The organism is Methylobacterium sp. J-088, assembly GCF_022829295.1.
GTDB lineage: Bacteria > Pseudomonadota > Alphaproteobacteria > Rhizobiales > Beijerinckiaceae > Methylobacterium.
Window position 1 is genome coordinate 1 of the sequence record NZ_JAKSYH010000084.1, and the last position, 12,177, is coordinate 12,177.

7 protein-coding genes and 1 tRNA gene are annotated in these 12,177 nt (G+C 70.4%); 4 read left to right on the top strand and 4 right to left on the bottom strand.

Annotated elements, in window-relative coordinates; translation table 11 throughout:
* The first annotated feature begins 1 nt into the window (after window position 1).
* The 4 genes from MKK63_RS09800 to MKK63_RS09815 all read left to right on the top strand — a co-directional run bounded on the left by MKK63_RS09800 (window position 2) and on the right by MKK63_RS09815 (window position 7,319).
* Window positions 2-78, top strand: a tRNA-Met gene (locus tag MKK63_RS09800).
* A 531-nt stretch (window positions 79-609) separates the two neighbouring features.
* Window positions 610-2,517 (top strand): autotransporter assembly complex protein TamA, encoded by a 1,908-nt coding sequence (locus MKK63_RS09805; protein ID WP_244001108.1) that lies wholly within the window; start codon window positions 610-612, stop codon window positions 2,515-2,517.
* Window positions 2,518-2,568: 51 nt separating this feature from the next.
* A complete protein-coding gene (locus tag MKK63_RS09810) occupies window positions 2,569-6,873 on the top strand; it encodes a translocation/assembly module TamB domain-containing protein (RefSeq protein ID WP_409564499.1) in 4,305 nt (1,434 codons plus the stop codon).
* A 128-nt stretch (window positions 6,874-7,001) separates the two neighbouring features.
* On the top strand, window positions 7,002-7,319 hold the full coding sequence (locus MKK63_RS09815) for an HPr family phosphocarrier protein (RefSeq protein WP_244001110.1): 318 nt from the start codon (window positions 7,002-7,004) through the stop codon (window positions 7,317-7,319).
* A gap of 20 nt (window positions 7,320-7,339) precedes the next feature.
* Here the strand turns inward: MKK63_RS09815 and nth are convergent, their stop codons facing one another.
* The 4 genes from nth to MKK63_RS09835 all read right to left on the bottom strand — a co-directional run bounded on the left by nth (window position 7,340) and on the right by MKK63_RS09835 (window position 12,114).
* A complete protein-coding gene (gene nth, locus MKK63_RS09820; protein ID WP_244001112.1) occupies window positions 7,340-8,050 on the bottom strand; it encodes an endonuclease III domain-containing protein in 711 nt (236 codons plus the stop codon).
* Between the two features lie 425 nt (window positions 8,051-8,475).
* Complete coding sequence (locus tag MKK63_RS09825; protein ID WP_244001114.1) at window positions 8,476-9,342, bottom strand: GNAT family N-acetyltransferase; 867 nt, start codon at window positions 9,340-9,342, stop codon at window positions 8,476-8,478.
* A 106-nt stretch (window positions 9,343-9,448) separates the two neighbouring features.
* Window positions 9,449-10,543, bottom strand: a complete 1,095-nt coding sequence (locus MKK63_RS09830; RefSeq protein WP_244001116.1) for a CobW family GTP-binding protein — start codon at window positions 10,541-10,543, stop codon at window positions 9,449-9,451.
* Window positions 10,544-10,605: 62 nt separating this feature from the next.
* On the bottom strand, window positions 10,606-12,114 hold the full coding sequence (locus MKK63_RS09835; RefSeq protein WP_244001118.1) for a D-alanyl-D-alanine carboxypeptidase family protein: 1,509 nt from the start codon (window positions 12,112-12,114) through the stop codon (window positions 10,606-10,608).
* Between the last annotated feature and the right edge of the window lie 63 nt (window positions 12,115-12,177).

Sequence of the window (12,177 nt, forward strand, 5' to 3'; positions counted from 1 at the left end):
GCGCGGGGTGGAGCAGCCCGGTAGCTCGTCAGGCTCATAACCTGAAGGTCACAGGTTCAAATCCTGTCCCCGCAACCAACTCACCACACGACCAGCAAAGCCCCCGTTCACCAGAACGGGGGCTTTGTGCCGTTCGGCGCCCATCAGAATGAAGCGTGACCGATGCTCAGTGCGGCAACGCGTTACGTCGAGCAGGGGAGGGCGCCCTGGCCACCTGGGCACAACGCGATCATACCTGCGCCGAATGCGCCCCGGAAATGGTGGTCGCGGGCAACTGGCATATTCGGTGATCCGATAGCCCTCGTCGATGGCGGGCTTCACGCGAACTGCACCCGCGGCCTGGATGCACGCGCCGCGATCGATCCGGGACGACGCACGCCAAGCTGTTGGCCTGAACGGCACGTCGCCTTAAGGTCAGTTGGGGTACGTCGTACAACGCGGCGTAGGGGGGAGCAGCGATGACGATCCAGCCGGCCGGCACGGCCGACCGCCATCGGGACTGACGAGCGCGGTTTGCGCATCTCCCGCTCAACCAACCAAGAAGACGAGGTTCGCACGCGTCGCGCGCTGCCGCGGCTGATTCGCGCCGGTACAGGTGCGCTGCTGCTGATGGCAGCCCTACCGGGACCGGTGCAGGCCTTCGACTTGTTCGGGCTGTTCGGGAGCGAACCCGAACCGCCAACGCCGAGCCTTTCCGCCCTGCCATACACGGTCCGGATCACCGGCACCGACGAGTCTGACGTCCTCCAGGCCGTGCAGGATACCTCAACCATCTACCGCCTGCGCCAGGAACCGCCTCCGGACGGGGAGGGGCTGCTGCGCCGGGCCGAGGCCGACCGTGCCAAGCTGGTCGATGTCCTGTCTGGCTACGGCTACTACCAGGGCAATGTCGCGATCCGGATCGACGGCGCACCGGTCGGCGGCCCGGCCGCCGCGGCCGTGAGTGCCGCGGAGGCTTGGCGCAATCGCGGACTCGTCCCAGTCAAGATCGCGATCGATCTCGGGCCGCTCTATCACCTGCGCCGGATCGCGGTGCGCGACCCGGCTGGCCGGGCCTTCCCCGATGAAGTGCTGCCCCCACGGGTGACCCGCGTGGACGACGATGTCCCGGCCCGGTCGGCGACGGTGCTGGCGCGCGAAGCGCGGATCGTCGACCATTTCCGGAGCCAGGGGCATCCCTTCGCCAAGGTGATCGCCCGCGATCCGGTCGTGGACGATGCGGCCCACGTCATGGATGTGACTTTCACGGTCGATCCGGGTCCGGTCGCCAGTCTCGGCCCGGTGGCGCTGAACGGCGCTCCCGGTATCGACCCGGCCACGATCCGCTCCTTCATCTACGCCGAGCCGGGCGATCCCTATTCGCCCCAGGCGGTGGCGGCGATCCGGCGGTCGGTGGCGCGGATCGAGGGGATCGGCGGGGTGCGGGTCCGCGAGGGCACAACGCTCGACGCCGACGGCAACTTGCCCTTGTTCGTCGAGGTCACCGAACGGGAACGCAACCTCATCGGCGTCTCGGCGCGCTACTCCACGGTCGACGGGCCGGGGGTGCGGGCCTACTACGCCAACCGCAACCTGTTCGGTGGCGGCGAGACGTTCCGGCTGGACGCCGACATCTACTATCTCGGGCTCGGCAACGATCCGTTCGCGACCCAGCGCAAGATCGCCGGCATCGGCACCAACGGTCTCGGCGGCCGCCTCTCGGCGACCTACGTCCAGCCCGCGCTCTGGGGCTCGCGCAACGACCTGCTGGCCAACGCCTTCGTCACCCGCGAGGTGCAGCAGAGCTATCTCGTGGATGGAGGCGGCGCCTCGGCGGCGATCCGGCACCGGTTCTCCGACACGTTCTCGGCGCAGATCGGTCTGGACGCGCAGGCCGGCCGTTCGAAGGACGCCCTCGGAACGGTCAATTACCGGCTGATCGGCGTGCCGGCCTCGGTCACCTATGATTCCACCGACAGCCTCCTCGATCCCACCCGCGGCGTGCGGGCGATCGCGTCGCTGGCCGCCTATCCCGGGGCGATCTCGTCGCCCGGCATTCTCGTCGCGAAGGCCCAGGGCTCGACGTATTATTCGCTGGACGACGAGTCCCGCTACATCCTCGCCGGGCGGATCGGCTTCGGCTCGGTCTCCGGTGCGCCGCTCGGCGAGATCCCGGACAACTTCCGGTTCTTCGCCGGTGGCGGCGGCTCCGTGCGCGGCTATCCGTACCGGACCCTCGGGCCGATCGGCCCCTTCAACCTGCCGATCGGTGGACGCAGCCTGCTGGAAGCCTCGCTCGAAGCGCGCATCAAGGTCACCGACACGATCGGCGTGGTGCCGTTCTTCGACGCAGGTACCGCGTTCGCCTCTGCGCTGCCGGATTTCGACGAGAAGATCCGGAAGTCGGTCGGCATCGGCCTGCGCTACTACACCGGGATCGGCCCGATCCGCGCGGATCTCGCCTTCCCGCTCGACCCCTACAAGGGTGGCCATGTGCGGCCGGCGGTGCTGTATCTCAGCCTGGGGCAGGCGTTCTGAATGGCTGAACTGACCGGACCCACCCAAGCTCGACGGCGAACGCTTTTTCGTATGGGACGTGGCGATCTGAGCTTCGTCCTGTTCTGCCTCGCGATGCTCGTGTCGGTCGCAGCGACGCAAACCCGGGCCGACGAAGGCGACAAATCCGTGCTCGGCGGGCTCCTGTCCCGGGCGCTCTCCACACCGTCGTCGCGCGTGGCGATCGGCGCGGTCGATGGGGCATTGTCGTCCGACGCCACCATCCGCGACGTCGCCGTCAGCGACCGCGACGGTGTCTGGCTCAAGCTCGACAAGGCACGGATCGTCTGGCGCCGGCTCGCCCTGCTGTCGGGCCGGCTCGAAGTCGACAGTCTCGAAATCGGGCAGATCGAGATGCTGCGTCGCCCGGTGCCCGGCCCGACGCCGCCGGAGGCGAAGCCAGACGGCAAGCTGCTGCCGGATCTGCCGGTGAAGGTCGAGATCAAGGACTTCAAGCTGGCTGAACTCGTCCTCGGCGAAGCGGTGGCCGGTCAGCCCGCCCGGCTGTCCGCCGAGGGGCGTGCCCGGCTGGGCGCAGCGAGCGAGGGGCTGGAGATCAAGGCAAGGGCGCAACGCCTCGACGCGGCCGGGCGCTTCCTGCTCAGCGTGCTCTACGTGCCGACCGGGGACAAACTCGAGCTGAAGGCGAATCTCGTGGAGCCCGCCGGCGGCCTGCTCTCGAAGGCGGCCAACCTGCCCGGAACGCCGCCGATCAATTTCGATCTCGACGGGACGGGGACGCTCGACGCGTTTGCGGCCAAGCTCGATTTCACGGCCGGTCCGGAGATCAACGCGAGGGGCGGGGCCCGGATCTCGCGAATCGGCGCCGAGCGACGGCTCGCCCTGGATCTGGCGGCGCGGATCGAAGGTCTGGTGCCGGGGCCGGCGGCGTCCGTATTCGCGGGCACGACGCAGCTCGCGGGCGGCCTTGCCTTCGCGGATAGCGGCGCCTTCCGGATCGACCGGCTGGAGCTGACCTCCCGCACCGCCCGGCTCGCCGCCGGCGGGACCCTGAGCGCCGACCGGATCGCCGATCTGACGCTCCAGGCCCGAGCCCTGCCCACCGAAGGCAGCGTGACCAAGACGGGCGAAGCCGAGATCGGCAAGCTGACGTTTGATGGCAGCCTCAAGGGACCGATCGCGGCGCCGACGATCCACGGCATCCTCGACGCGGCGAGCGTGCGCAGCCGCGATTCCGCGCTCGATCGGGTCGAAGCGCGTCTGGATGTGACACCACAGGGCGAGCCCTCGGCGCAGCGTTTCGCCATCAGTGCGGATGGCACCCTGGCGGGTCTGCAGCTCGCCGACCCCGCCCTGCGCAGGGCCATCGGAAGCCGGGCACAGCTCACGCTTCGAGCGGCCGCAGGGCCGGACGGGGTGATCGACGTCACCACGCTCCGCCTCGATTCCGAGACCGCCAGAGCCGGCTATACCGGCCGGATCGGCCAGAATACGCTGACCGGTACGCTCGATGCCGCGCTGCCGGATCTTGCGGTCTTTTCCGGCCTCGCCGGTCGCGGGCTCGCCGGATCGCTCGATGCGAAGGCAAAGCTCAGCGGCGATCCGGCCCGGAAAGCCGTCGCGGCCGATCTTTCGGTTTCCACCACCGGCCTCGCGACCGGGCTCACGGCGGCCGACCGCATCCTGGGTCGCACGCCCTCGCTCCAGGGGCGGGTGTCGCGGTCCTACGACGGCTACGGGTTCGATCACCTGCGGTTGGAGGGACAGGGAATCACCGCGACCCTGCAGGGCGAGGCGACCTCGGAGCTTGCCGACGTAACCGGCCGACTGGACCTTCGAAGCCTATCGGATCTCGACGCCCGTCTCACCGGCCGCGCCGCGGTCGATGCCCGGCTGACCGGTTCCCTGGAGCATCCGGACCTCGCGGCGACGCTCTCCGCGCCAACCGCCACGGCGGACGGCAAGCCGATCCGCGGCCTGCGGGCCGAGGCCGCTCTGAAGGATGCGCTCCTGGCGCCCGATGGCAGCCTGCGGCTCTCCGGCGACGTGGCCGGCAAGACGTTGACCGGCGATGCTCACGCGTCCCGCGCCGGGGCCGATTGGGTGCTCGACCGGCTCGCGCTGACTCTCGGATCGGTGGCGGTCGCCGGCAATGTGACGGTCGCGGCCGAGACGTGGCTCTCGGCCGGGTCGCTCACGGTACGAGCGGGCAATCTGGAGGATGTCGCGCCGCTCGCCCCCGAGCCCATGGCCGGGCGCCTCGATGCGGCCGTGACACTGGCCCGCGACGGCGGTCGCCAGGACGCATCGATCCAGGCCACCGGGGCCGCCCTGCGCTACGGCGGTACGACCCTGACCCGGCTCGACGCCGATCTGAGGGGCCGCGATCTGCGTGCGCATCCGGTGCTCGACGGGCGCCTTGATGCCGACCGGCTCGTGGCCGCCGGCCAGCAGATCGACACCGTCCGACTCGTGGCCAACGGCAGCCCGGCCTTCAGCGATGTCACGCTGAGCGCCAAGGCCCGCGGCTTCGGCCTCGACGGGGCTGCGCGGATCGTGCCGGCAGCCGACACGCGCATCGAGATCCAACGCCTGTCGGCTGCCCGCGGGAACGACCGCTTCGCCCTGGCCGGGCCGGCGGCCATCACCCTCCAGGACGGCGGCGCCGTGATCGAGGGGCTCGCCATTTCGGCCGGGAGCGGACGCGTGACGGTCGCGGGCCGGGCCGGACGCGAGCTCGACCTGAAGGTCGCGATCCGGGCGCTGCCCCTGTCGCTCGCCCGGATCGCCGCGCCGGACCTCGCCCTCTCGGGGACCCTCGACGGGGAGGCGGATCTGCACGGGCCGGCCAACCGACCGGAGGGGCGCTATGCGCTGACCGTCTCCAAGCTCGTCGCGCCGCAGACGCGGCAGGCGGGGCTGCCGGCGATCGATGCCAGCGCGAAGGGTATCCTGTCGGACGGTCAGGCCAGCGTGGACGGACGGGTCAACGCCGGACGCGGCGTGGCCCTGACGGTGGCGGGCAAGCTCCCGGTCGAGGCGGGCGGCCCGCTCGACCTGCGCGGCCGGGGCGCCCTCGATGCGGCGCTCGCCAATTCCCTGCTGAGCGTCGGTGGCCAGAGTGTCGCCGGGGCCATCGCCATCGACGGCGGCGTGACCGGGACGCTCGCCGCCCCCCGGGCTCAGGGTACGGCGACGCTGTCCGGCGGTAGCTTCACCGACCCGCTCAACGGTATCCGCCTCACCGGGATCGAAGGGCGGGTCAGCGGCCGGGGCGACAGCCTCGTGGTCGAGCGCCTGACCGGGGCAACCCGGAACGGCGGGCGCATCTCCGTGACGGGCCGCGTGGCGCTGGAGCCGGATTTCCCCGGGCAGTTCCACGTCGTCGCGGAGCGGGCCGAGTTGGTGTCCAGCCCGCTGATGACCGCCATTTCGAGCCTCGACCTCACCCTGTCCGGCCCACTGGCCCGGACGCCGCGGATCTCAGGCCGGGTCGATGTCGCTTCGATCGACGTCGCCGTGCCGGACCGGCTTCCCGCCACCGTCCGGCCCCTGCCGGGGGTGCGCCATGTCAACACCCCGCCTGAGGTGCGTGCGCGCTTGGCTCAGCAGGCCGCGCGAAAGGCCGCGGCTGCGCCCGGACGCAGGTCGAAGAAGCCCGCCGTCCCCTTCAACGCAACGCTGGACGTCGCGGTCGATGCCCCGGGCCGGATCTTCGTGCGCGGGCGCGGCATCGATGCCGAACTCGGCGGCGCCTTGCGGATCACCGGAACCTCGCTTGCGCCCAATGCGGTCGGGGCCTTCGCGATGCGGCGCGGACGCTTCGAGCTCGTCGGCCAGCGCCTCGACTTCAGCCGCGGCCGGCTGACCTTCGCCGGCAGCCTGACCACCCCGGAACTCGACTTTGCCGCCGAGACCAAGGCCGGGGACGTGACCGCCCGGGTGGCGGTGACCGGACCGGCCGACGCGCCGCAATTCGGCCTGACCTCCGATCCGGTGCTGCCGCAGGACGAGATCCTGTCGCGCCTGCTGTTCAAGAAGGCGGCGGGCGGGCTCTCGCCGTTCCAGGCGCTGCAGCTCGCCCAGGCCGTGGCGCAGCTCTCGGGCGGTGCCTCGGGTCCCGATGTGTTCGAGCAGGCACGCAAGGGCCTCGGCCTCGACAGCCTGGACGTCTCGACAGGGGCCAGCGGTGGCCCGGCGCTCGGCGCCTCGCGCTACATCTCGGATCGGGTCAGCGTCGGTGTGAGAGCCGGCGCCAAGCCGGCCGATACGGCCGTCGGCGTCGATTTCGATGTTACCCGACGGATCAAGCTCAAGGGCGAGGCGGGCAGCGACGGCCGGACCAGCCTCGGTGTCGGCGCGGAATACGAGTGGTGACACGGTGGACGCAGGCCGGGCATCGGCGGTGGTCGGTAAGCCTTCGGGATAGACACGCCCCGACAAAGATTTAGGTTCGGCGCAAGCGGCTCCGACAGCCGCGGATCGGGCGGGACACACCAAGGGCGATGGACGACCTTTTCGAGACGGACGACGATCCCCCGGTGCCGGAGGGGGGCTTCCTCCGCCTGCTGCCGATCATCAACCGGCGCGGCCTGCACGCCCGGGCCTCCGCGAAATTCGTGCAGACCGTCGAGCGCTACGACGCGATGGTCACCGTCACCCGGGCGGGCGAGACCGTGGGCGGACGCTCGATCATGGGTCTGCTGACCCTCGGCGCCGCCATGGGCACGCGTATCGCCGTCACGGCCGTGGGCCAGGATGCCGAAACGTGCCTCGACGCCATCAAGGCTCTGCTCGCCAACCGGTTCGGCGAGGACGAATAGCGGCGGTCAGATCGCTGCGGTCATAGCTCCTTGCCGGGCCAGAGGCAGAGGTCCGCAACCGGGCAGCGCGCGCAGGCGGGCTTCCGGGCCGTGCAGGTGTCGCGTCCGTGGCGGAACAGCCAGACATGCGCCCCGTCCTTGAACCGCTCCGGCACGAGGCGCGCGAGGCCGTCCGCGACGGCATCCACGGTCGCGCCGGATGCGAGCGGGATGCGGTTCGAGACCCGGAACACATGGGTGTCGACCGCAATCACAGGCTCGTGGAAGGCGAAGTTGGCCGTGACCTCGGCACTCTTGCGGCCGATGCCCGGTAGGCGGCGCATCGCGACGGAACTCCGCGGCACGGCGCCGCCGTGTTCGGAGATCAGCGCCGCCGACAGCTTCACGATGTTGCGCGCCTTGGAGGGCCCGAGCCCGACCGGTCGGATGATCTCGAGGATGCGCGCCTCGCCCAGCGCCAGCATGCCGGCCGGATCGTGCACGGTACTGAACAGCGCCTCCGCGATCCGGGCGACCGTCGGGCCGGTGGACTGGGCTGAGAGCAGCACGGTCACCAGCAGCCGGAACGGATCGGTGTCGTCGAACCCGGCTTTCGGATCCGGATCGGCCTCGCAGAACCGAGTCATCACGGCGGCGACCCGTTCGGCGTCATCAGCGTCGATCGGCCGAACCGGTTTGGCGAGCGCATGGCGCGGTGAGGATCGGAGGCCGTGGAGGGTGTCGCGCGCCATGCCGGGCAGCTAGCGTCCCGGCTGCAGCCCGGACAGGGCCAGCCTGCGCGGCTGATTGACCTTTTAGAGCACTCTGCGCCGAAGTGGACACCGGTTCGGCGCAAGAGAACGCGTCACAACAAGGACTTTGAGCCGCGCGCGATCGCAACGCGGCACGGTACACGACACTTGTCTTCCAACACGGGTGGCAAGCGCGCCATGCCCCCTCTCCCGTGCGGGAGAGGGTTGGGGTGAGGGTCGAGAAGATTCAGGATCGAGCGCACCGTCAGGGCGCCGACAGGGTGCGTCTCTTCCGGAAGCCGCACGTCCCTCACCCGGCTTTCTGCGAACGCAGACCTCTCCCGCACGGGAGAGGGGACCCGCGCCTCATTCCGCGACGGTGGCGTCGCTGTCGTGTACCGCGCGCAACGCGGTCGGGCATGGCTCTAAGCCCCCGCCCGCCGCCATGGGATCGAAGCCGGACCCGCACCGAGGTGGAGGGTGCCGGCGACGATCTCGCCCGCCCGGCGCAGAAACTCGACCCGCAACGCGCCGCGGCGTCCGAACAGGCGGCTCACCACGCGAACCAGCGACGCCTCGGCCGGATCGGCGATGATCGGATGCCGCGCCGTGCGTGCATCGAGCGAGAGGAAGGTCTCCACCGTGTCGCGCACGGCCTGCGGCTCGGTCACCGTACGGATCTCGGAGCTCGGCGTCTCCCATCCGGCGGGGCGTATCCCGATGAGGTTCGCCGCCGGGATCGATCGGGACCGGGCCGACCGGTCCGACGTCAGCACGGAGCGAAACCGCGGCGTCTCACGAGCGGGCTCCAACGCTCCGGCAAGCCGGACCGGACGGCGCAGGGCTCCGAGCCGTTCCCGCAGCGCACGGTCGACGGCTTCGGCAGCGGCTTGCCCGACCAGGGCGGTGATCTGGGCTTCGGCCGGCTGCCAGGGACGTGCCCGCCCACCCCAGATCGGATGCGGCATCGCCAACGGCATGACGCCCTGCAGCGCCTCCCGCCCGGTCTCCGCGTCGCGGTCCCAGACCAGGGCAATCGCCACCCGGCTTCCGGCGGGCCGATGCTGGGCGAGGGGGAGCAGATGGTCAGGATCGCGCAGCGGGTCGGTCACCGCGTTCCGGACGAGCATCGCCCGCCAGGCCGACACGGACGCCGCATCCACGCCGCTGGGCCGACGAAGATCGACCCGCCACGCGGCGGCCCGGTCCAGTTCCAGCCCCGCGGCTAATAGGGTCGCGCGTCCGGGTGCGCCGGACTGGCCGCCCTGTATCACGGTGAAGCGTGGCGCCATCGCGTGTCCTGCCTCTCGACGCTTCGTCCCATTTCGGGACGCATCGGCGCCGCTGAAGCGCCATCTGGGTCGAGCGTTTCAAGGCCGATGCCGCGATTGCGGCGCGTCAGGGCCCAGGGATCGCGAGGGGATTGTCGGTAAGGGCGGCTGCGTCCGGCGCATCGATCCGCGGGCGGCCCAGGAAAGCGTCCCAGAGACGTCGGACGAAGGCCGGATCGAGATCCTTCAGGATCAGGACAAGACGGGATGTATGATCGGGATCCGGCCAGTTCGGCAACGTCATCGGCGCGTGGAAGACGTGCTGGACGCCATGTACCACCAGGGGCCGTTCGGGATCCTCGGCGAGGGCCACGATCCCCTTGAGCCGCAACAGCTTCGGCCCATGGCCGGACCGGAGCAGGTCCATGAACATCTCGAAGGCGGCGCGCGGCACGGGCGCCGCGCTGGTCAGGCAGACAGCCTGAATCGACGCGTCGTGCCGGTTCACGTCCGCCTCGGCCTGAGCCATGCGTGCGAGGCCCTCATCGCCCAGCCACGCGTGCACATCGGCGCCTTTGCCGTCGAGGCCGAACAGGCCGCCGAGCAGCGTCTCGGCCGGAGCATCGGGCGCGAGGATCGGCGCTACGGGATTGAGGGCGGCAAGCCGCGCCTGGATCGCGGCGGTGTCTCCCGCGAGATCGGTCTTGGAGAGGACGATCCGATCGGCGATCGCCGCCTGCCGGACCGCCTCGGGATGCGCGTCGAGGGTAACGGCCCCCGTCAACGCATCCACCACCGTCAGCACGGCCTGGAGGCGGAACCGGAGCACCAGATAGGGATGATAGATCAACGCGTGCAGGATCGGCGCGGGATCGGCGAGACCGGTGGTTTCGATCACCACGCGCCGGAAGGCCCCGATCCGCCCATTGTCGCGCTTGCGCAGGAGGTCTTCGAGGGTTGCGATCAGGTCGCCCCGTACCGTGCAGCACAAGCAGCCGGCGCCCAACAGGATCATGTCCTCGTCGACCGTCTCGATCAGCAGGTGATCGAGACCGATTTCACCGAACTCGTTGACGATCACCACGGTGTCGGCGAGCGCCGGATCGCGCAGGAGCCGGTTCAGCAGCGTGGTCTTGCCGGAACCCAGGAAACCGGTGAGCACCGTGAGCGGGATCGGCTCGGGGCGTCTCGAATCGGGGGCGGGCGCAGGGCTGATGGACATGCTCGTCGAGGTAAGGGTCCCCGACGCCTTCGGCAACGCGCCAAGCGGCTCCCCGGATGTGCTTACTCGTCCGCGGACGCCTTCTTGTTGGCCGGCTTCTTGGCGGGGGCCGGCTTGTGCGCGGCGGTCTTCGGAGCCGGTTTGGCCAAGCCCTTGCCCGGCTTGGCCTCCAGCATCGACGGTGCTGTCGCGGCGGTGTAGGCGCTGGCCGAACGGGGAAGCGCGTGGGCCGGCTTGGCGGCGACCTTCGACGTAGGCTTGGGGGCGGATTTAGCGGCTTCCTTGGAGGCTTCCTTGGAGGCTTCTCTGGCAGCATTCGCGCGTTCTGCCCGTGCCGCACGCGCCTCCTTGGCGGCCTCGAGAGCCGCGACGCGCTTGGCCTTGGCGGCTTCGAGCTTGGCGGCGCGACTGTTGGCCACCGCGGCTTTCTGCTCGGCCGCTTGGGCGTCGAGAATCTGCTGGCCCTCGGCCGGGCTGCGGCCGATCCAGACGGAGATCGGCTCCAGCGGTGCCCGCGGCGGCAGGGTGCGGGAGCGCAGGGCCGGATTCGAGAAGGCTGCCATCGCCAGCGCCGGCGAGTTGGCCGCGGCGCCACCGATCAGCTGCGCCGCAGAGCCGGCGGCGCTGATGGCCCCGGGGCCATCCTCGATGGCCGGAGGCTTCTTGCCGCCGCACACGAACGGCCGCATGTCCGGCGGCTGGGGCAGGGTGGAGGCCGGCAGCGCGTCGAGCGTCGGGCTCGTCCAGCCGGCGTTCTGGCTGAAGGCGTAGTCAAACAGGTCGGCGGCCTTCACGTCGCGCTCGCGCGGCGTCGGCTGGCCCATTACGATCGTGACGATCCGGCGGCCATTACGCGTGGCGGTGGCCACCACGTTGAAGCCACCTGAGCAGATGAAGCCGGTCTTCATCCCGTCCGTGCCGGGATAGCGCCCCAGCAGGCCGTTGTGGTTCGCCATGACGGCGCGGCCGAACTGGATCGCCGAGATCGAGAACAGGTCGTGGGAATCCGGGAAGTCGCGGATCAGCGCACGGGCCAGCACTGCCATGTCGCGGGCCGAGGTCCATTGGCGCGGATCGGGCAGGCCGTTGGGGTTGTACCAGTGGCTGTCGCGCATGCCGATCCGCTGGGCGGTCTCGTTCATCAGCGCAGCGAAGTTGTCGACCGAGCCGCCGAGATTTTCGCCGATCGCGAAGGCGATGTCGTTGGCCGACTTGACCATGATGATCTTGAGGGCGTTGTCGAGGGTGAGCTGCGTCCCCGGCTTGAAGCCCATCTTCGAGGGCGGCTCGGCGGCCGCGGCGGCCGAGATGGTGATCATCGAATCGAGCGAAACCTTGCCCTGGCGCACGAGGTCGAGGGCGACGTAGGTGGTCATCAGCTTCGTGATCGAGGCCGGGTACCAGGGATCGGTCGGCGCCTGCGCGTAGATCACCTTCCCCGAATCCACGTCCGCCACGAGGATCGGCACCGTGACCGCCTCCGCGGCCCGGATCCCGGCGAGGCTCGCACCAAGGAGACCCGTCAGCGCCGCGAACCCGACGGAAAAACGCCGGAGGAGGGAAGAGGACATGTGTGTCCGACTCGTCAGAGGATCGCCAGGATCGGCACCGCAGGTCCGGCCGACGGGCCGGGT

Excerpts from the sequence above, each read along its gene's own strand:
- MKK63_RS09810 (WP_409564499.1), top strand. The coding sequence starts at position 2,569 with ATGGGACGTGGCGATCTGAGCTTCGTCCTGTTCTGCCTCGCGATGCTC.
- nth (WP_244001112.1), bottom strand. The coding sequence starts at position 8,050 with ATGGCGCGCGACACCCTCCACGGCCTCCGATCCTCACCGCGCCATGCG.
- MKK63_RS09835 (WP_244001118.1), bottom strand. The coding sequence starts at position 12,114 with ATGTCCTCTTCCCTCCTCCGGCGTTTTTCCGTCGGGTTCGCGGCGCTG.
- MKK63_RS09825 (WP_244001114.1), bottom strand. The coding sequence starts at position 9,342 with ATGGCGCCACGCTTCACCGTGATACAGGGCGGCCAGTCCGGCGCACCC.
- MKK63_RS09805 (WP_244001108.1), top strand. The coding sequence starts at position 610 with ATGGCAGCCCTACCGGGACCGGTGCAGGCCTTCGACTTGTTCGGGCTG.
- MKK63_RS09815 (WP_244001110.1), top strand. The coding sequence starts at position 7,002 with ATGGACGACCTTTTCGAGACGGACGACGATCCCCCGGTGCCGGAGGGG.
- MKK63_RS09830 (WP_244001116.1), bottom strand. The coding sequence starts at position 10,543 with ATGTCCATCAGCCCTGCGCCCGCCCCCGATTCGAGACGCCCCGAGCCG.